At 68.9% G+C, this 19,410-nt stretch carries 17 protein-coding genes, 1 tRNA gene and 1 pseudogene; 14 read left to right on the top strand and 5 right to left on the bottom strand.

Annotated features, from left to right (window positions below):
• Positions 1-2: 2 nt before the first annotated feature.
• The 3 genes from ACZ1HC_RS03785 to ACZ1HC_RS03775 form a co-directional block, all read right to left on the bottom strand.
• Positions 3-938: a lytic transglycosylase domain-containing protein gene (locus ACZ1HC_RS03785; RefSeq protein WP_472698826.1), complete on the bottom strand. Its 936-nt coding sequence runs from the start codon at positions 936-938 to the stop codon at positions 3-5.
• A gap of 8 nt (positions 939-946) precedes the next feature.
• The gene (locus ACZ1HC_RS03780; protein ID WP_472698825.1) at positions 947-1,789 is read right to left on the bottom strand and encodes a hypothetical protein; all 843 of its coding nucleotides are present in this window, start codon (positions 1,787-1,789) and stop codon (positions 947-949) included.
• Between the two features lie 120 nt (positions 1,790-1,909).
• Positions 1,910-2,761 (bottom strand): L,D-transpeptidase family protein, encoded by an 852-nt coding sequence (locus tag ACZ1HC_RS03775; protein WP_472698824.1) that lies wholly within the window; start codon positions 2,759-2,761, stop codon positions 1,910-1,912.
• 419 nt (positions 2,762-3,180) lie between these two features.
• On the opposite strand from ACZ1HC_RS03775, the pseudogene ACZ1HC_RS03770 reads away from it, so the two are divergent.
• From ACZ1HC_RS03770 to dxs, 5 genes and pseudogenes are all read left to right on the top strand, one after another.
• Positions 3,181-4,797 (top strand): annotated as a pseudogene (locus tag ACZ1HC_RS03770) (MFS transporter); the annotation flags it as partial.
• Between the two features lie 11 nt (positions 4,798-4,808).
• Entirely contained in the window at positions 4,809-5,729 is a 921-nt protein-coding gene (locus ACZ1HC_RS03765; RefSeq protein WP_472698823.1) for a histone deacetylase family protein, read from the top strand.
• Positions 5,726-5,962 carry an exodeoxyribonuclease VII small subunit gene (locus ACZ1HC_RS03760; RefSeq protein ID WP_472698822.1) on the top strand — a complete coding sequence of 79 codons (237 nt, stop codon included), beginning with the start codon at positions 5,726-5,728 and terminating at the stop codon, positions 5,960-5,962. Before ACZ1HC_RS03765 ends, ACZ1HC_RS03760 begins: the two co-directional genes overlap by 4 nt.
• Positions 5,962-6,822, top strand: a complete 861-nt coding sequence (locus tag ACZ1HC_RS03755; protein ID WP_472698821.1) for a polyprenyl synthetase family protein — start codon at positions 5,962-5,964, stop codon at positions 6,820-6,822. The genes ACZ1HC_RS03760 and ACZ1HC_RS03755 overlap by 1 nt, the downstream gene beginning before the upstream one ends.
• A gap of 33 nt (positions 6,823-6,855) precedes the next feature.
• On the top strand, positions 6,856-8,772 hold the full coding sequence (gene dxs, locus ACZ1HC_RS03750; RefSeq protein ID WP_472698820.1) for a 1-deoxy-D-xylulose-5-phosphate synthase: 1,917 nt from the start codon (positions 6,856-6,858) through the stop codon (positions 8,770-8,772).
• A 284-nt stretch (positions 8,773-9,056) separates the two neighbouring features.
• Here dxs and clpB read toward each other — a convergent pair whose 3' ends face one another.
• Positions 9,057-11,696 (bottom strand): ATP-dependent chaperone ClpB, encoded by a 2,640-nt coding sequence (gene clpB / locus ACZ1HC_RS03745; protein ID WP_472698819.1) that lies wholly within the window; start codon positions 11,694-11,696, stop codon positions 9,057-9,059.
• A 153-nt stretch (positions 11,697-11,849) separates the two neighbouring features.
• Between clpB and pyrF the strand changes: the two genes are divergently transcribed.
• Positions 11,850-12,533 (top strand): orotidine-5'-phosphate decarboxylase, encoded by a 684-nt coding sequence (gene pyrF / locus ACZ1HC_RS03740; protein ID WP_472698818.1) that lies wholly within the window; start codon positions 11,850-11,852, stop codon positions 12,531-12,533.
• A 66-nt stretch (positions 12,534-12,599) separates the two neighbouring features.
• A complete protein-coding gene (locus ACZ1HC_RS03735; protein ID WP_472698817.1) occupies positions 12,600-13,325 on the top strand; it encodes a hypothetical protein in 726 nt (241 codons plus the stop codon).
• A 57-nt stretch (positions 13,326-13,382) separates the two neighbouring features.
• Here the strand turns inward: ACZ1HC_RS03735 and ACZ1HC_RS03730 are convergent, their stop codons facing one another.
• Positions 13,383-14,249 (bottom strand): N-formylglutamate amidohydrolase, encoded by an 867-nt coding sequence (locus tag ACZ1HC_RS03730; RefSeq protein ID WP_472698816.1) that lies wholly within the window; start codon positions 14,247-14,249, stop codon positions 13,383-13,385.
• A 156-nt stretch (positions 14,250-14,405) separates the two neighbouring features.
• On the opposite strand from ACZ1HC_RS03730, the gene ACZ1HC_RS03725 reads away from it, so the two are divergent.
• From ACZ1HC_RS03725 to pnp, 7 genes are all read left to right on the top strand, one after another.
• Positions 14,406-14,480: transfer RNA gene (locus ACZ1HC_RS03725), tRNA-Val, on the top strand.
• An 80-nt stretch (positions 14,481-14,560) separates the two neighbouring features.
• On the top strand, positions 14,561-14,686 hold the full coding sequence (ykgO, locus tag ACZ1HC_RS03720; RefSeq protein ID WP_028725484.1) for a type B 50S ribosomal protein L36: 126 nt from the start codon (positions 14,561-14,563) through the stop codon (positions 14,684-14,686).
• 160 nt (positions 14,687-14,846) lie between these two features.
• Positions 14,847-15,392, top strand: coding sequence for a hypothetical protein (locus tag ACZ1HC_RS03715; RefSeq protein WP_472698815.1), 546 nt, complete (start codon positions 14,847-14,849; stop codon positions 15,390-15,392).
• The gene (locus ACZ1HC_RS03710) at positions 15,325-15,804 is read left to right on the top strand and encodes a hypothetical protein (RefSeq protein ID WP_472700773.1); all 480 of its coding nucleotides are present in this window, start codon (positions 15,325-15,327) and stop codon (positions 15,802-15,804) included. The genes ACZ1HC_RS03715 and ACZ1HC_RS03710 overlap by 68 nt, the downstream gene beginning before the upstream one ends.
• Positions 15,805-15,942: 138 nt before the next feature.
• Complete coding sequence (gene rpsO, locus ACZ1HC_RS03705) at positions 15,943-16,212, top strand: 30S ribosomal protein S15 (protein WP_103172335.1); 270 nt, start codon at positions 15,943-15,945, stop codon at positions 16,210-16,212.
• 161 nt (positions 16,213-16,373) lie between these two features.
• The gene (locus ACZ1HC_RS03700; protein ID WP_472698814.1) at positions 16,374-16,952 is read left to right on the top strand and encodes a hypothetical protein; all 579 of its coding nucleotides are present in this window, start codon (positions 16,374-16,376) and stop codon (positions 16,950-16,952) included.
• Positions 16,953-17,233: 281 nt separating this feature from the next.
• On the top strand, positions 17,234-19,375 hold the full coding sequence (gene pnp, locus ACZ1HC_RS03695) for a polyribonucleotide nucleotidyltransferase (RefSeq protein ID WP_472698813.1): 2,142 nt from the start codon (positions 17,234-17,236) through the stop codon (positions 19,373-19,375).
• Positions 19,376-19,410 lie beyond the last annotated feature (35 nt).

The following is a 19,410-nucleotide window of genomic DNA, read 5'->3' as shown; positions in this document are numbered from 1 at the left end:
CCTCAGTTCCGCAGCACGATGCAGCGCCCGCCCAGCTGCTTGAGCCGGTTGCAGAAGGCCGCCGCCTCGCGCTTGCTGTCCCAGCCGATCTGCGCGGTATAGACGGCGCGCGGCATCCCGGTCAGGCGCTTGCGGACATAGCCCACCTGCTTGTCGCCCAGGATCGGGCGCAGGCTGCGGTTCAGGCGGGCTACCTGGCTGATGGCTCCGGACTGGCTGGGATGGCTGGCCACGATCACGCCCCAGGGAAAGACCTTGGGCTGGATCATGAATTCGCGCAGCTTGCGATCGCCCGCCAGCTTCTCGCAGGCGGGGCGGAAGGCCAGGTCGGGATCGAGGGCCAGCTTCAGGTCGGCCGCGGGCGGCGGGTTGTCGCGCCAGCGCAGGGCCTCGAACCCGGTGATCGAGGCGACATAGTCCTGCGTCTCGTAGGGCAGGCCGCCGGTCCGGGCGATGAAGCGGGCCGCGCGGTTCTCTCCGCCGTTGTAGGCGACGGCGGCCAGGCCGATGTTGCCGAACTGGTCGGTCAGGCGGCGCAGATACCAGGCCGACTTGTGGATCGCCTGGGCGGGATTGAAGGGGTCGTGCAGGTCATAGAGGTCGGCCGTGCCGGGCATGAACTGGGCGATGCCCAGCGCGCCCACGGGGCTGATCGCGCCGGGTTCGAACCGGCTTTCCTTCCACAGCAGGCGGGCCAGGAAGTTGGGGTCCAGCCGGCGCTCGAGCGCGTTGCGCTCGATCAGCTTGCAGACATCGGCGGCGTAGTGGTCCAGCCGGACGCAATCGCGCCCGTCATCCGTGCAGCGCAGCGTTTCCGACTGGCGGACCGGGCCGCGGCCGGCCAGGGCGTCGACGGCAGGAAAGGCCTGGGCGGCAGGACCCGAAAGGACCATCAGGGCGACAAGGGCCAGTCGGCGCAGAAGGGGACGCAGGATCATGGCCGCGATCAGGCGCCAGCACCCGGGTCGGCGGCCTTGGCCTTGCCGGCCTTGCGCAGCGCCTTGTCCTTCTTGGCCTTCCTGTCCTTCTTCGGCTTGTCCTCTTTGTCCTTGTCCTTGTCCTTCGCCTTGCGGGCGGCCTTGTCGGCCTGCTTGGCCGCCTTCTTTTCGGCCTTGCGCGCGGCCTTCTGGCCTTCCCGTTCGGACTTGAGGGCCTGCTTCTCGGCCTTCCTGGCCGCCTTGGCGGCGGATTTGCCGGCGGTTCCGGCCGGATCGGCAGGCTGGGAAGGTGGTGCGGCCAAAGGCGGGGCGGGGGCCGCGACCGGCAAGGGGGGCAGGGCGGGCGCAATGTCGGCGATCGCGGCAGCGGCGGGCTTGGCCCCCTTCTTGACCACCCGCCGCGAGCCGGTGCGAAGGTCGGCCTTGCGGGTCTCGGCCTTCTTGCGGCCCGCGGGCTTGCGCGCCGGGGATGCGGGCTTGCGCTTGGCGGCCTTCGCGGCGGGCTTCGGCGCGGCTGCAGCCGTGACTGCGACGGCAGGCGCGGGCGCGACGGCGGGTGTGGGTGTGGCTGCTGGCCCGGGCAGCGGCGCGTCCGCACCGGGCGCGGCCTTCTGCCTGCGCCGCCGTTCCTTCCTGGCCCGCCGCAACGCGGCGGCCAGCACGTCAGCGGCCAGCACTTGCCCGTTCTGTCCGCGCGGACCCGCCCCCTTCACCGCCCCGTCCAGATCGGCGATCAGGCCATGCAGATCCGCATCGCTCAGGCCGGCAAGGGCGGGGCCGCGGCTGGTGTCGGCCAAGACCTGCTGTTCGTCCGTCAGCACGTCCCGTTCCAGCCTTTGATAGTTGGGCATCGCCTGTCTCCCGCCGTGGCCTGATTTGCGGCGGATTTTGGGCAAGATCGCCGTGATATGCAAATGGAAAGGCCCCGGCTGAACCGGGGCCTGCCAAAGCTGTCCGCAGGCTTGAACGCCTTACTGCACGGCGCTTTCGACCGGCGAGACGGTCGTCACCGGGGCCATCGAGGGGGTGCTGATCCGGGTCACCGCATAGGGATCGGTGACCTGCGCGGCGGCAGGCGATGCCAGCGCCACCGAGACAGAGCCCGCGGGCGCGGCCCCGGCGGGCTGGACATAGCCCTCGGGGGTCTCGATCATCGGGCCTTCGTAGCGCAGGCTTTCCTCTTGCGTGCGGACGTGGACCGTGGTGCCGGTGCCGACCTGCGAAAACAGGTCGATGATGTCCTGGTTGAACAGCCGGATGCAGCCCGCCGAGGTGGCCTTGCCGATCGAGGACGGATCCATCGTGCCGTGGATGCGGTAATAGGTGTCGCGCCCGCCTTCATAGAGATACAGCGCCCGCGACCCCAGCGGGTTGTGCATCCCGCCCGACAGGCCGTCCGCGAACTGCGCGTAAAGGTCGGGCTGCGTGCGGATCATGTTGTCGGTCGGACGCCAGCTGGGCCAGGCGGCCTTGCGGGCGATGGTGGCGGTTCCGGCATAGCCCGTCCCCTCGCGGCCCACGGCCACACCATAGCGCATCGCCTGCCCGCCGGACTGCACGTGATAGAGCACCCGAGCATAGGGATCGACGACGATGGTGCCGGGCGCCTCGGGGCCGTTATAGGGAACCAGCTGGCGCTGGTTGCGCTCGGTCAGGTAGGCGGCGCGGACCGCGGGGATCTGGATCGGCTCTCCGTTGGGGCCGGAATCGATCCGCGCCTGATAGGCTTCGGGCACGGTCGGCGTTGCCAGCGAGACCGGCTGGCTGCTTCCACATGCGGCAAGCCCCAGGGCGACCGCCGTGAAAAGGGTAACAAGACGCATCTTCACATTCCTTCATGGCATTCGGCTGCCCGGGGGCGCCTGCAGCGTCCAAGATTTCATCCAGAAAGCACCCGCCGCAGCGGCGCGGGTGATTCGAGCAGGGTTTCATCAGCCCGTCACATGTCCCGGGCGTCAAGGCTTGCAATCCAGCCTGATCCGCAGCCGTTGCAGGGTTGTGGCGAATGGGCGGCAGTCCGTTCAAGATTGGCTGGCAGCGGAACAATTCTTCGTTTGGTTTGGTTTCATCCGCACCGCAACAACCGCTCGGACCTGCTTCCCGTTCACCCCATCGTGCTTTCCGCTTCGGGGCGACAGGAACGGCCGGCGCCGCCCGGCCCGAGGATTGCCCCCGTCCGCAAGGCTGGCTAGGCTGGCCCCGAAGCCAAGAACGACAGTGTCCGTGACCGCCCAAAGCCCCCCGTTCCTCGGCCCTCGCCCCGTTCCGCCACCGCGATTTCCGCCTGCTGTGGGGCGCCACGCTGGTGTCGAACTTCGGCGGGCTGGTCCAGGCCGTCGGCGCCGCCTGGCTGATGACCCAGTTGACCGACAGCGCGACGCTGATCGCCCTGGTGCAGGCCTCGAACACGCTGCCCGTCATGCTGCTGGCGCTGGCGGCGGGTGCGCTGGCGGACATCTTCGACCGCAAGGCGATCCTGATGTTCGCGCAGTGCTTCATGGCGGCGGTGTCCCTGGCGCTGGCGGTGGCGGCCTGGCAGGGCTGGCTGACCCCTTGGCTGCTGCTGGCCTTCACCTTCCTGATCGGCGCGGGGCAGGCGCTCTACAATCCGCCCTGGCAGGCCAGCATGGGCGATCTGGTGCCCCGGGCGGACCTGCCGGCGGCGGTGACGCTGAACTCGGTCGGGTTCAACCTGATGCGCAGCGTGGGGCCGGCGGCGGGCGGCTTCATCGTGGCGGCCTTCGGCGCGGCCGCGGCCTTCGCCGTCAACGCGGTCAGCTATGTGCCGCTGCTGGGCGCCCTGCTGCGCTGGCGCCCCGACATCGCCCCCCGGACCGCCCCGCCCGAGGCCTTCCTGCCGGCCGTGGCGGCCGGGCTGCGCTATGTGTTCCTGTCGCCGAACCTGACCCGCGTGATCGGGCGCAGCGCCCTGTTCGGCTTTGCCGCCGTGTCCGTGCTGGCGCTGCTGCCCCTGGTGGCCAAGGCGCATCCCGAGGGCGGCTCGATGCTGTTCGGCGGGCTTCTGGGCTGCTACGGCGTGGGCGCCATCGCCGGCGCCGCCCTGAACCCGCGCATCCGGGCGCGCTTCGACAACGAGACCATCGTCCGCCTGGCCTTCGCGGGCTTCGCCCTGTCGGCCATCATGCTGGGGCAGACGCAGAACGTCTGGCTGCACGCCGTGGCGCTGCTGCCGGCGGGGGCGTCCTGGGTGCTGGCCCTGTCGCTGTTCAACGTGACGGTGCAGCTTTCGACGCCGCGCTGGGTGGTTGCCCGGGCGCTTGCGCTGTATCAGACGGCGACCTTCGGCGGCATGGCGGCGGGATCCTGGGTCTGGGGCGGCATCGCCGGGGCGCATGGTCTGGATCAGGCGCTGACGGCGGCGGGGATCGTGCTGCTGGCAGGCGCGGTGATCGGCGTCTGGCTCAGGGCGCCCGAGTTCGGGACCGCCGACCTGGATCCGGTCAACCGCTTCCGCGAACCGGCGCTGCGGCTGGATCTGCGCGGCCGGTCGGGGCCGATCATGGTGATGGTCGATTACCGCATCGCCCAGAAGGACACGCCCGAATTCCTGCGCCTGATGCGCCTGCGCCGCAACATCCGCCGCCGCGACGGCGCCCGCAACTGGGCGCTGCTGCGCGATCTGGAACATCCCGACCTGTGGTCGGAAAGCTATCACATCGCCACCTGGGATGAATATGTCCGCCACAACCTGCGCCGCACCAAGTCCGACGCCGAGGTTGCGGTCACCCTGCGCGCCCTGCATCAGGGCGAAGGCGATCCGGTGGTCCACCGCATGATCGAACGCCACAGCGTCGGCCCCGAGGACGACCTGCCCCTGATCGGCAGGATGGAGGTATAGGAAAGCCAGCCATGACCACAGCCCTGTTCACCCATCCCGACGCCGAACGCCACATCACGCCCCCGGGCCATCCCGAACAGGTCGCGCGCCACGCCGCGGTCCTGACCGCCCTGGAGGATCTGGATCTGGACCGGCGCGAAGCCCCCCGCGCGGACGAGGCCGATCTGTTGCGCTGCCATCCGCAGTCCTACCTGGACCGCATCCGCGCCGCGATCCCCGACGAAGGATGGCAGATGCTGGACGCCGACACGCATCTGTCGCCCGGCAGCCTGGACGCGGCGCTGCGCGGCGCGGGCGGCGCGGTCGCCGCCGTCGATGCGGTCCTGGCGGGCGAGGCCGCGAACGCCTTCGTCGCCATGCGCCCGCCCGGCCATCACGCGGAACGCGAGACGCCGATGGGCTTTTGCATCTTCGGCAACGCCGCCATCGCGGCGATGCGGGCCTTGGATCATCACGGGCTGGACCGCGTGGCGGTGCTGGATTTCGACGTCCACCACGGCAACGGCACCCAGGATCTGCTGTGGAACGAAGGCCGCGCCTTCTTCGCCTCGACCCACCAGATGCCGCTTTATCCGGGCACCGGCGCGGCCGGGGAAACGGGCGCGCACGGGCAGGTGATGAACGTGCCGCTGCGCCCCGGCTCGGACGGCGCGGCGGGGCAGATCGCCTGGCGCGAGATCCTGGCGCGCTGCCGCGAGGCCCGGCCGCAACTGGTGATCGTCTCGGCGGGCTTCGACGCCCATGCCGCCGATCCGCTGGCGCAGCTTGAATGGGAGGACAGCGACTTCGCCGCCATCACCAGGTTGATCTGCGCCACGGCGGCGGATCTGTCGGCGCCGGTGGTATCCTGCCTGGAAGGTGGCTATGATCTGGCCGCCCTGGGCCGGTCCGTCCGCGCCCATGTGCAAGTCCTGCTGGAGACCGGAACATGAACGACATCGCGACCATGAGCTTCGAGGAAGCCATGAAGGAGCTTGAGGCCACGGTCGCCAAGCTGGAAACCGGCGACGCCAGCCTGGACGAATCCATCCGCCTCTACGAACGCGGCGCCCTGTTGCGCCAGCATTGCGAAAAGCGCCTGCGCGAGGCCGAGGACCGGGTGGAAAAGATCACCCTGGCGGCCAATGGCCAGCCCACGGGGACGGAACCGGCCGAGGGGCTGTGATGCAGGACCGGCTGGGCGCCGTGAAGGCGCAGGTGCAGGGCGCGCTGGACGCGGCCATCGGCGCCCTTCCCGGCGGCGAACTGCGCGACGCCATGGCCTATGCCTGCGCGGGCGGCAAGCGGATCAGGGCCTTCCTGGTCCTGGAATCGGCGCGCCTGCATGGCGTACCGGACGATGCGGCTCTGCCCGTCGCCGCGGCGGTCGAGGCGCTGCACGCCTATTCCCTGGTCCACGACGACCTGCCGGCGATGGATGACGATGACCTGCGCCGGGGGCTGCCCACCGTGCATGTGAAGTGGTCCGAGGCCACCGCGATCCTGGCGGGCGACGCCCTGCAATCGCTGGCCTTCGGGCTGCTGGCCGATCCGGCCATCGACGACGGCGCCTCGCGCCGGCTGGTGTCGGCCTTCGCGCAGGCCGTGGGCGGGGCAGGGATGGTCTGGGGCCAGGCCTTGGACATCGCCGCCGAAACCGCCAGCCAGCCGCTGACGCTGGACCAGATCACCCGGTTGCAGCGCGGCAAGACCGGCGCGCTGATCCGCTTTGCCGCGATGGCCGGACCGCTGATCGCGGATGCCGATGCCCGCCCGCTGGCCGGCTATGCCGATGCGGTGGGGCTTGCTTTCCAGATCGCCGACGACATCCTGGACGTAACCGGCAACGAAGATGTGACCGGCAAGCGCGTGGGCAAGGACGCCTCGGCGGGCAAGGCCACCTTCGTGTCCCTGCTGGGCTTGGACGGCGCCCGGGCCGAGGCCGCGCGGCTGGTCGCCGCCGCCGATGCGGCCCTGGCCCCCTATGGCGAAGCCGCCGGAAACTTGCGCCACCTGGCGCGTTTCGTTATCGAACGGGACACCTGACCGCCCGCCCCTGCCTGCACAGAAGGCCAGCCGATGACCGACCTGACCACCACGCCGCTCCTCGACCGGGTCGCCCTGCCCTCGGACCTCAAGGCGCTGAGCGACCGCGAGCTGCACCAGCTTGCCGACGAGCTGCGGTCCGAAACCATCAGCGCGGTTAGCGTCACCGGCGGGCATCTGGGCGCGGGCCTGGGGGTGGTGGAACTGACCGTGGCGCTGCACGCGGTCTTCGACACGCCGCGCGACAAGATCATCTGGGACGTGGGCCACCAGTGCTATCCCCACAAGATCCTGACCGGCCGGCGCGACCGCATCCGCACGCTGCGCATGGGCGGTGGGCTGGCGGGCTTCACCAAGCGCGCCGAAAGCCCCTATGACCCCTTCGGGGCAGGTCATTCCTCGACCTCGATTTCCGCGGCACTGGGCTTTGCCGTGGCGCGCGACCTGGGCGGCGATCCGGGCGACGCCATCGCGGTGATCGGCGACGGCGCCATGAGCGCGGGCATGGCCTTCGAGGCGCTGAACAACGCCGGCCACCTGGGCAAGCGGCTGATCGTGATCCTGAACGACAACGAGATGTCGATCGCCCCGCCTGTGGGGGCGCTGTCGTCCTATCTGACCCGCCTCTATTCGCGCCGCCCGTTCCAGGATCTGAAGGCCGCGGCCAAGGGCGCCGTTGGCCTGCTGCCGCCGCCCATCCAGGAAGGCGCGCGCCGGGCCAAGGAAATGCTGAAGGGCATGACTGTCGGCGGCACCCTGTTCGAGGAACTGGGCTTTTCCTATGTCGGGCCGGTCGACGGGCATGATCTGGACCAGTTGCTGCCGCTGCTGCGCACGGTGAAGGCGCGCGCCACCGGTCCGGTGCTGATCCACGCCGTCACGAAGAAGGGCAAGGGTTACGCCCCGGCCGAGAACGCGGCCGACCGCGGCCATGCGACGGGCAAGTTCGACGTGGTCACGGGCGTGCAGGCCAAGGCCAAGTCGAACGCGCCCAGCTATACCGCCGTCTTCGCCCGCGCCCTGATCGACGAGGCCGGGCGCGACGACCGGATCGTGGGCATCACCGCCGCCATGCCGGACGGCACCGGCCTCAAGCAGTTCGCCGAACGCTTCCCGCGCCGCAGCTTCGATGTGGGCATCGCCGAACAGCACGCGGTCACCTTCGCCGCCGGGCTGGCTGCGGGCGGCATGAAGCCCTTCTGCGCGATCTATTCGACCTTCCTGCAGCGCGCCTACGATCAGGTGGTCCATGACGTCGCGGTGCAGCGCCTGCCGGTGCGCTTCGCCATCGACCGCGCCGGGCTGGTGGGCCAGGACGGGCCGACCCATGCGGGCGCCTATGACATCGCCTTTCTGGCCAACCTGCCCGGCATGGTCGTCATGGCCGCCGCCGACGAGGCCGAACTGATGCACATGGTGGCCACCGCCGCCGCCCATGACAGCGGCCCCATCGCCTTCCGCTTCCCGCGCGGCGAGGGGACCGGGGTCGAGATGCCCGAGCGCGGGCAGATCCTGGAAATCGGCAAGGGCCGCATCCTCCGCGAGGGGCGGGGGGTGGCGATCCTGTCCTTCGGCACCCGCCTGTCCGAGGCGCAGAAGGCCTGCGAGGGCCTTGCCGCGCGCGGCATCAGCCCGACGCTGGCCGATGCCCGCTTTGCCAAGCCGCTGGACCGCGACCTGATCCTGCGCCTGGCCGCGACCCACGACGCGCTCATCACCATCGAGGAAGGCGCGGTCGGCGGATTTGGCAGCCATGTCGCCCAGCTTCTGGCCGATGAGGGGGTGTTCGATCGCGGCCTGCGGTTCCGGTCGATGGTGCTGCCCGACCGTTTCGTGGATCACGACGCCCCTCATGCGATGTACGACACCTCGGCCCTGAACGCCGCCCATATCGAGGCGAAGGTCCTGAACATCCTGGGCATCGCGCAGGTGGCGGGTCGAACCGCCTGACACCCGCGGCCTGCCTGCCTGCCGGGCGATCTGCCCGCCGCGCAGGCAGCGATCCGGGTTTTTCCTGAAAGGCGGCCGTCACCCGCGCGGGATCGCGTGATGCCGGCCCGTCCAGGCGCTATTTCCGGGTTCATGGGGCCTGTGAATGTTTTTCCCCTGTCGTCCCCAAGTCGGCGGATGGTCCGCCGGGCCGCCAGAGATCCGTCCCCTCCTCCCTGCGGGTTTCTGGCGGTTCCGGGACAGAAAAACGCCGGGCGCGTAGCCCGGCGTTTCCTGCTGGTCGATCAGTGAACCGTGGCGTCCGGCCGGGGGCCTTCGCCCACGGCGCCCAGCTTGGGACCGGCCTTGCCCAGCCTGCTGCCGACGATCAGCCCGTCGGGGCCGGCGCTGACATGCACGGTCTGGCCGTCCAGAACCTCGCCCGACAGCAGCAGTTCGGCCAGGGGATCCTGCAAGGCCCGCTGGATCACCCGCTTCAGCGGGCGCGCCCCGAAGACCGGATCGTAGCCCTGGTCGGCCAGCCACTTGCGCGCCGATTCGTCCAGTTCCAGCGTGATCTTGCGCGGGGCCAGGCGTTCCTGCAGGCGCCGCAACTGAATGTCGACGATCCCATCCATGTTGGCGCGCGACAGCCGCCGGAAGATGATGATCTCGTCCAGACGGTTCAGGAACTCGGGCCGGAAATGCGCCCGGACCGCCTCCATCACCTGCTGGCGCGCATCGGTCGAATCGGCGCCTTCGGGCAGGTGCGACAGCGCCTGCGACCCCAGGTTCGAGGTCAGGATGATCAGCGTCTGCTTGAAGTCCACCGTCCGGCCCTGGCCATCGGTCAGAACCCCGTCGTCCAGAACCTGCAACAGCACGTTGAAGACGTCGGGATGGGCCTTTTCCACCTCGTCGAACAGGATCACCTGATAGGGACGCCGCCGCACGGCCTCGGTCAGCACGCCGCCCTCGTCATAGCCGACATAGCCCGGAGGGGCGCCGATCAGCCGGGCCACGGAATGTTTCTCCATGAACTCGGACATGTCGATGCGCACCATCGCGCTGTCGTCGTCGAACATGTATTCGGCAAGCGCCTTGGTCAGTTCGGTCTTGCCGACGCCGGTCGGACCCAGAAACAGGAACGAGCCCAGCGGGCGGTTCTCGTCGTTCAGGCCGGCGCGGGCGCGGCGGACGGCGTTGGACACGGCCACCACGGCTTCCTGCTGGCCGATGACGCGGGCGCCGATCTGTTCTTCCATCTTCAGCAGCTTCTCGCGCTCGCCCTCCAGCATCTTGCTGGTGGGGATGCCGGTCCAGCGTTCCACCACCTCGGCGATCTGCTCGGGGCGCACCGCTTCCTCGACCATCAGCCCGTCGGCGCCGCCGTTCTCGGCCTCGGCCAGCTTGCGTTCCAGCCCCGGGATGATGCCGTAGGACAGTTCGCCCGCGCGGGCCAGGTTGCCCTCGCGCTTGGCCTGGTCCAGTTCGGCGCGCGCCCGGTCAAGCTGCTCCTTGAGCGTGCGCGATCCCTCCAGCCGGTCGCGTTCGGCCTGCCAGCGGGCCGTCATCTCGGCACTGCGCTGCTGCAGTTCGGACAGGTCCTTCTCGAGCCGCTCCAGCCGGTCGCGGGATGCCGCGTCGTCCTCTTTCTTCAGCGCCTCGGCCTCGATCTGCATCTGCAGGATCTGGCGGTCAAGCTGGTCCAGCTCCTCGGGCTTGCTGTCCACCTCCATGCGCAGCCGCGATGCGGCCTCGTCCACCAAGTCGATGGCCTTGTCCGGCAGGAAGCGGTCGGTGATGTAGCGATGGCTCAGCGTCGCCGCCGCGACAAGCGCCGCGTCGCTGATGCGCACGCCGTGGTGAAGCTCGTACTTCTCCTTGATGCCGCGCAGGATGCTGATGGTGTCCTCGACCGTCGGTTCGTTGACCATCACCGGCTGGAAGCGCCGGGCGAGCGCCGCGTCTTTCTCGATATACTTGCGGTATTCGTCCAGCGTCGTCGCGCCGATGCAGTGCAGCTCGCCCCGGGCAAGCGCGGGCTTGATGAGGTTGGCGGCGTCCATCGCGCCATCGGTCTTGCCGGCGCCGACCAGAACGTGCAGTTCGTCGATGAACAGGATGATCTCGCCGGCGGCGGTCTCGATCTCCTTCAGGATCGCCTTCAGGCGCTCCTCGAACTCGCCCCGATACTTGGCCCCGGCGATCAGCGCCCCCATGTCCAGCGCCATCAGCCGCTTGTCACGCAGCGATTCGGGCACGTCGCCATCGACGATGCGCAGCGCCAGGCCCTCGGCGATGGCGGTCTTGCCGACGCCGGGTTCGCCGATCAGCACCGGGTTGTTCTTGGTGCGGCGCGACAGCACCTGCATGGCGCGGCGGATCTCCTCGTCGCGGCCGATGATCGGGTCGATCTTGCCGTCGCGCGCGGCCTGGGTCAGATCGCGGGCGTATTTCTCCAGCGCCTCGTAGCTGTCCTCGGCGCTGGCCGAATCGGCGGTGCGGCCCTTGCGGATGTCGTTGATGGCCGCGTTCAGCTTCTGCGCGGTCACGCCGCCCGCCGTCAGCGCGTCGCGGGCATTGGTGTTGACCATCGCCAGCGCCATCAGGATGCGCTCGGCCGGCACGAAGCTGTCGCCGGCCTTCTTGGCGACCTGCTCGGCCTCGTCCAGCACGCGGACCATGCTGGGATCCACATAGACCTGGCCGTTGCCGCCCTTCACCTTGGGCAGCTTGGCCACGGCGGCATCGACCGCCTCCTTGACGCGGCGGGCATCGCCGCCCGATCGCGTGATGAGGTTCGACGACAGCCCCTGGTCGTCGTCCATCAGGGCCTTCAGCAGATGTTCGGGCATGACCCGCTGGTTTTCCTCGCGGATCGCGATGGTCTGGGCGGCCTGCATGAAGCCGCGAGACCGTTCGGTGAACTTTTCCATGTTCATCGGCACTTCTCCTGTCCTAGCCCCCGTGTCGCGGACGCCCGAAAGGCACGTCCCGGTCCGGGTCTTCGATGATGATCTGGTGACTTTTGCGGCACTTTCAAGCACCGGGATGCTGTGCGATAAGGCCGCGATTTCAGGGGCAAGGGGTGAAGCATGGACGACCGGCTGATCGTGGCACTGGACCTGCCGGATGCCGTGGCGGGGCTGGAACTGACGCAGCGGCTGGGCGACGCGGTCGGCTTCTACAAGATCGGCCTGGGGATGCTGACCGGGGGCGGGCTGGCGCTGGCCAACGAACTGAAGCAGGATCACGGCAAGCGCATCTTCCTGGACATGAAGCTGTTCGACATCGGCGCCACCGTCGAGGCCGCCGTGCGCGGCCTGGCGCGGTTCGACCTGGACTTCCTGACCGTCCACGGCGACCCCCACGTGATCCGCGCCGCCCGGGAAGGGGCCGCCGGATCGGCGCTGAAGATCCTGGGCGTGACGATCCTCACCTCGCTGGAGCGCGCCGATCTGGACGCCGGCATGATCCGGCCGGGCGACCTGCACGAGATCACCGTGGAACGCGCCGCCCGCGCCTTCGAGGTCGGGGCCGACGGCATCATCTGTTCCCCGCGCGAGGCGGCGGCGATCCGGGCCTTGCCGGGATCGCGCCTGATCGTGACGCCCGGAGTCCGCCCGGCAGGCGCGGCGCCGGGCGACCAGAAGCGCGTCGAAACCCCGGCCAGCGCCATCGCCGCGGGGGCCGATCACATCGTGGTCGGCCGGCCGATCTGGCAGGCCGCCGATCCCCGCGCCGCCGCCCAGGCGATCCTGGCCCAGATGCGCGGCTGATTGACCGGCCGCGCCATCCGCGCCAGTCTGCCCCGGAACGGCGGGATCACCGAAGGAAGGCGCCCCATGCGGGACCAGCGCGGCATGTCGCAGAAGGCGCATAACGACCTCGTGCTGTCCTTTCTGGCGGTCAGGCGGGCCATCGGCGGTCTGGGCTTCTTCCTGCCGCTGGCCCTGCTGGGCTACGGCCTTCTGACCGGGGATCGGCTGCCCAGCATCTCCTCGGCCTATTATTCGCCGATGCGAGAGATCTTCGTGGGCACCCTGATCGCGCAGGCGGTCTTTCTGTGGAGCTACGAAGGCTTCCGCCCCGATGCCGACGACCTGATCACCGACAAGGGCACCGCCCGCGTGGCGGCCGTGGCCGTGGCGCTGGTGGCCCTGGTGCCGACCGCCCCCGGGCAGCCTCTGCCCGACGGGCGGGCCTGCACGCTGCTGCAATGCCTGGCGGACAGCGTCGCACCGGGCCTGTCATCCGCCGTCCACCTGGGCGCGGCGGCGGTGTTTTTCGGGGCGCTTGCGGTCTATTGCCTGGTGCTGTTCACCAAGGGCGCGGTGGACGGGCCGGAAAAGGACGCCTCGAACCGGATCTATCGCCTCTGCGGCTGGACGATCATCGCCAGCATCGGCCTGATCGGCCTGATCTTCGCGACGGGCCTTGACGACAGCCTGGCCGGCCTGCACCCGGTCTTCTGGCTGGAGACCGTCGCCACCTTCGCCTTCGCGACAAGCTGGATGGTCAAGGGCGACGCGATGCGTCCCCTGGTGCGCGGCGTCGCGGCGCTGCGCTGAAACGCCGGCGCCCAGAAAGTCCCCGCGAAGAGCCTGCGGCCCCACCAAGGCGAGGGTTCATTCCGCCGCGACCGCCGGACCTTCCCGCCCGCCCGCGTCCAGGGCCGCCAGCGTGCGGATCACCCGCCCGATGCGGGCGGCGACATCGTCGAAACGGTCGTTGGGGGTGATGGTCCGTTCGTCCATGTAGAGGGCGCGGTCGATCTCGAGCTGGACGACATGGACGTTGTGGCCGGGCCTGCCATAGGCCGAACAGATATAGGCCCCCGCGAAGGGCGAGTTGCGCCGGATCCGCCAGCCCTCGGCCTCGACGGCGGCGATGATCGCATCCGACACGCGCGCCGAGGCCGACAGCCCGTGGCGGTTGCCCAGCACCATGTCGGGGCGCTGCCCGTGCAGATGGTTCAGCGCGTCGTGGGGCATCGAATGCATGTCGATCAGGATCGCCTGCCCGAACCGCGCCCGCGCCTCGGCGATCAGACCCGCGAGGGCCTGGTGATAGGGGCGCCAATAGGCGTCGATGCGGCGCTCGGCCTCGGCCCGGTCGATGGGCCGTTCCAGGATCGGGCGCCCCTGCGACACGACTCGCGGGATCACCCCAAGGCCGGCCAGGGTCCGCTGGTTCAGCGGATGGCGCGGGACGCCGCGCACCACAAGCGGGTCGATTTCGTCGGGCGCGCGGTTCAGATCGACGATGGCGCGCGGCACCTGGGCCCGAATCGTCACGGCGCCGAAGGACGGCGCGCAGGCGATCAGGCGGTCCACGAAGGCGTCTTCCGACGATCGCAGCGTGCGGGCCGGCAGCTTCGTTCCCTGCAGGAACCAGTCGGGATAGATGCGGCCGGAATGGGGCGATCCGAAGATCACGCCGCTGGCCCAAGCACGGGGCCGGTCGATCAGGACAGGCAGATCGGTTTCGGTCAAGACGAACCCCGTCAGGCATTTCCGCTGCGCCCATATAAGCGCCAATTTTCGTGCCGCGATAGGGCTTGAAACCCCCCGGTCCCCCCTATATAGACACGCGGACCGACGGCGGTTCCGCTGCTTTCCTGGGAAGGCGGATGGGACGGCCCCGGCAACGGGCGGTTAGCTCAGCGGTAGAGCACTACGTTGACATCGTAGTGGCCACTGGTTCGATCCCAGTACCGCCCACCATGATTTCGCCGCCCCCGGCAGGTTGGTCGGGGGTCTTTCGTTTTCCTGCGGCTGCGAGCCGCGTGATGGAGAAAAAACCGATGAAGGTTCGCAATTCGCTCCGCTCGCTGAAAAGCCGGCATCGCGACTGCCAGATCGTGCGCCGCAAGGGCCGCATCTACGTGATCAACAAGACCAACCGCCGCTTCAAGGCCCGCCAGGGCTGATCGGCGCGATCACCGCGAAGACGAAACGAACCCGCCGCACCGGCGGGTTTTTTCATGCCCCGCGCCCCGGCACGATTAACAGTTTATGAACAAACCGGTTGGTGAGCAGCACCCTGCGGTTGTATCGAGGACAGGTGGCGGTGGCTTGGGGTGTGGTGCCATGTTCGTGCTTGCCAGTCTCATGGCGCTTGCAGCCGCCGGTGCGGCGCTTGATCTGACCTCCAGCGGGCAGGACCCCGAGGGGGAGGGCGATTTCGACGATCCCGCCCCGGTCCTGGCCGAGCCGGACAGCGGCGAGGTGGGCGATGTCAGTTCCGACCAGACCGAGGAAGCGGGCGCCGAGGAGATCGACTGGCCGTCGCCCGAACCCGTCGCCGATCCGGGGGATCCGGTGCTGCCGCCTCTGCCCGAAGCTCCGGCGGATGACGATCTGATCGAGGGCAGCGAAGGGGCGGACGACCTTCAGGGCGGCGCAGGCGACGACACCATCGTCGCGGGCGCGGGCGACGACTGGGTTCAGGGCGACGGCACCTCCGAGCCTTCTGGCCGGGACGAGCTTCATGGCGGCGCGGGCGACGATCTCGCTGGCGGGGCAGGGTGGCGACGATACCGCCTGGGGCGACGAGGGCGACGACACGATCCTGGGCGGGGACGGGAACGACGCGCTGTTCGGCGGTGCCGGCAACGACTGGCTAGCCGGACATGACGGCGACGATGTGCTGGTGGCGGGCGGCGGCGGCGACGATCTGGACGGCGGCCGCGGCAATGACGTCCTGGTGGGCGACGACGATCCCGGGACCGTCTGGCTGCGCGGAGGAGAGGGCGACGACAGCCTGATGCCCGGGGCGGGCGATTTTGCCGAAGGGCAGCAGGGGGCGGACCGGTTCGTGTTGAAGGAGGGCGGCGGCGACCTGCCCGTGATCGCCGATTTCGACGCGCGCGAGGATCAGCTGGTGCTGCATCTGCCGCAGCACCTGGCGTCCGATGCCAGCATCGACATGATCCCGGACAGGGACGGCACGCTGCTGGTGACGGTGAACGGCGATCCCGTGGCCCGGATGCTGCAGGGCGGGGGCCTTGCGCCGGCGGATATCGTCCTGGTCAGGCTGCCAGCCTGACGCGCAACCCCTTTTCCCCGGCCCGCAATTCCTGTATGGGCGCCCATCCGACCCGGTTTGGCCGGACGGACACTCCACGGGCCTGTGCTGGACGACATCCCGGCCTGCGCCATAACCCCTTCCCGAAAGGAGAACCCGATGTCGATCACCGTTGAAGAAAAAGCCCGCGTCATCAAGGAATTCGGCACCGCCGCCGGCGATACCGGCTCGCCCGAGGTGCAGGTCGCGATCCTGTCGTCGCGCATCGCCACCCTGACCGAGCATTTCAAGACGCACAAGAAGGACAACCACTCGCGTCGCGGCCTGCTGATGATGGTTGCCCAGCGTCGCAAGCTGCTGGACTATCTCAAGAAGAAGGACGAGGCCCGTTACACCGACCTGATCGGCAAGCTGGGCCTGCGCCGCTGATCGCAGATCGACCGGACTGCCGGACGCCCGCGAGAGATCGCGGGCGTTTGCATGAAAAGCGCCGGTATGGTTAAAGAAAGGTTAAAATTCAAAGGGCTTTCCATTGGCGCCGTTCCTGAAGGCCTGTCAGAATGAGGTCGTTTTAATCAAGGAATGTGCAAATGGTACTCAGTCTTCTGAAACCCCTCCTCAGCCCCGGGACGTATCCTGCCGCAGCAACGCCGCAAAGCACCGCGGCAGTCGCGGCAAGCCAGCAGGCGGCGCCGCAGCAGGCTCCGTCGCAGCCGGCATCCCAGCAAGTGACGGCACCGCAGGAAACCTCGCAGGTTGCGGCCGCGCCTGTATCCGGGTCCAGTCCGCCGCCGCCCGCCCCGGTGGCGGCGCCCGAAACCGGCTTCAGGTTCGATCTTTCGGACAAGGCGCTGCAGATGGTGGAACTGGCTGCTTCCTTGCCGGCAGCCGGGTCCGCATCGGCGATGATCTCGGCGCCTCGCGCGGCCGAGCCCGCACCGACGCCGTTCGCCGCGCCGGCCCGCAGCCTTGAAGCCAGAGAGCCGACCGAGGAAGAGCGTGCGCGGGCCTGGGCGATCCGGGGGATGGAGCGTGAAAAGCTGCTGAACCTGCTCGACACGCTCAGGGTCACGCCCAAGGCCGATCCGGCCCAGAAGGAAGCGGCCGAAAGAACGGCCGTGCAGCCTTCCATCGTGGCCGCCCCGCGCGAAGAAGCGGCAGCGGCCTAGCCGGCCTGTTCTTCCCGTCCATGGCCCGCGGCCTGTCGCCGCGGGCCATTCGTTTTTCCGCCGGCCCCCGTTCCGGGGCGATCTGTCCCAGACGCCGCTGACCAGGGCGGCGGGGGCGCCGCTTGTCCACTTCCCAAACGGCTCGTTTTCCTGTAAGGCCCCGGCCATCTGCGACGTGACGCCCAGGCCCTGGGGCACATGCAAAGGATAGGGGCGGCGGCAATGGGGCCGCCATAGACACGGCCGCTGCCAGAGGGCTGGCGCGGCCCAGAGGAAACCAGATGTTTGATGAAGTGAAGAAATCCATCCAGTGGGGCCAGGAAACGCTCACGCTGGAAACGGGCAAGATTGCCCGTCAGGCCGACGGCAGCGTGATCGCCACCCTGGGCGAAACCAGCGTCATGGCCAACGTGACCTTCGCGAAGGAACCCAAGCCGGGGCAGGATTTCTTCCCGCTGACGGTCCACTATCAGGAAAAGTATTATGCCGCGGGCAAGATCCCCGGCGGCTTCTTCAAGCGCGAGGCTCGGCCGACTGAAAAGGAGACGCTGACCGCGCGCCTGATCGACCGGCCCTGCCGCCCGCTGTTCGCGCCGGGCTTCAAGAACGAAGTGCTGGTGATGTGCACGGTCCTGTCCCATGACCTCGTGAACGACCCCGACATCGTGGCGATGATCGCGGCCTCGGCCGCGCTGACCATTTCGGGCGTGCCCTTCATGGGTCCGATCGGGGCGGCCCGCGTGGGCTTCGCCAATGGCCAGTATGTCCTGAACCCCGATGTGGCGGACATGGACAATCTGCGTGCCAATCCCGAACAGCGCCTGGATCTGGTCGTGGCGGGCACCCGGGACGCCGTGATGATGGTCGAATCGGAAGCCTACGAGCTGACCGAGGACGAGATGCTGGGCGCCGTCAAGTTCGGCCACGAACAGATGCAGCCGGTGATCGACCTGATCATCGAACTGGCCGAAGCCGCCGCCAAGGAGCCCTTCGACTTCCAGTCGCCGGACTACGGCGCGCTGTACGCCCGCGTGAAGGACCTGGGCGAAACCGAGATGCGCGCCGCCTACCGCATCATCGACAAGTCCGAGCGTCGCGACGCCATCCAGGCGGTGCGCGAAAGGATCGTGGCCAACCTGTCCGAGGAAGAACTGGCCGACCCGAACCTGGGCTCGGCGCTCAAGAAGCTGGAATCGGGCATCCTGCGCGGTGACGTCATCAATGGCGGCGCCCGCATCGACGGCCGCGACACCCGCACCGTCCGCCCGATCGACAGCGAGGTGGGCGTGCTGCCGCGCACCCACGGTTCGGCCCTGTTTACCCGCGGCGAGACGCAGGCCCTGGTCGTGACCACGCTGGGCACCGGCGACGACGAACAGATCATCGACGCGCTGAACGGCAATTTCCGGTCGAACTTCCTGCTGCACTACAACTTCCCGCCCTATTCGGTGGGCGAGGTGGGCCGCGTCGGTTCGCCCGGCCGCCGCGAGATCGGCCACGGCAAGCTGGCCTGGCGCGCGCTGCAGGCGGTGCTGCCGGCGCCGACCGACTTTCCCTACACGATCCGCGTCGTCTCCGAGATCACCGAATCGAACGGATCGTCCTCGATGGCCTCGGTCTGCGGCGGCTCGTTGTCGATGATGGACGCGGGGGTGCCGCTGAAGGCACCCGTGGCGGGCGTGGCGATGGGCCTGATCCTCGAGGACGACGGCCGCTATGCGGTCCTGACCGACATCCTGGGCGACGAGGATCACCTGGGCGACATGGACTTCAAGGTGGCCGGCACCGCCGAGGGCATCACCTCGCTGCAGATGGACATCAAGGTCGCCGGCATCACGCCCGAGATCATGCAGCAGGCCCTGGCGCAAGCCAAGGACGGCCGCCTGCACATCCTGGCCGAGATGGCCAAGGCCCTGACCGAAGGCCGCCGCGAGTTCAGCGCCCACGCCCCGCGCATCGAGACGATGCAGATCCCCACGGACAAGATCCGCGAGGTGATCGGGTCGGGCGGCAAGGTGATCCGCGAGATCGTCGAGGTGTCCGGCGCCAAGGTGGACATCAGCGACGACGGCACCATCAAGATCGCCTCGGCCAATGCCGATTCGATCAGGAAGGCGCACGACATGATCTATTCCATCGTGGCCGAACCCGAGGAGGGCCGGATCTACACCGGCAAGGTCGTCAAGCTGGTGGATTTCGGCGCCTTCGTGAACTTCTTCGGCAAGCGGGACGGTCTGGTCCACGTGTCCCAGATCGCCAACAAGCGCCTCAATCACCCCAACGAGGTGCTGAAGGAAGGCCAGGAGGTCAAGGTCAAGCTGCTGGGCTTCGACGACCGCGGCAAGGTCCGCCTGGGCATGAAGATGGTCGATCAGGAAACCGGCCAGGAGATCACCGAAAAGGCTGAGGAATCGGCCGAGTGATCGGCTGATCCCGTGGAGGAAAGGCCCCGCGCTTG

This window comes from Paracoccus sp. BR5-17, assembly GCF_055693925.1.
The sequence above is the reverse complement of the archived record's forward strand: the minus strand, read 5'-3'. Positions and strand labels throughout refer to the sequence as shown.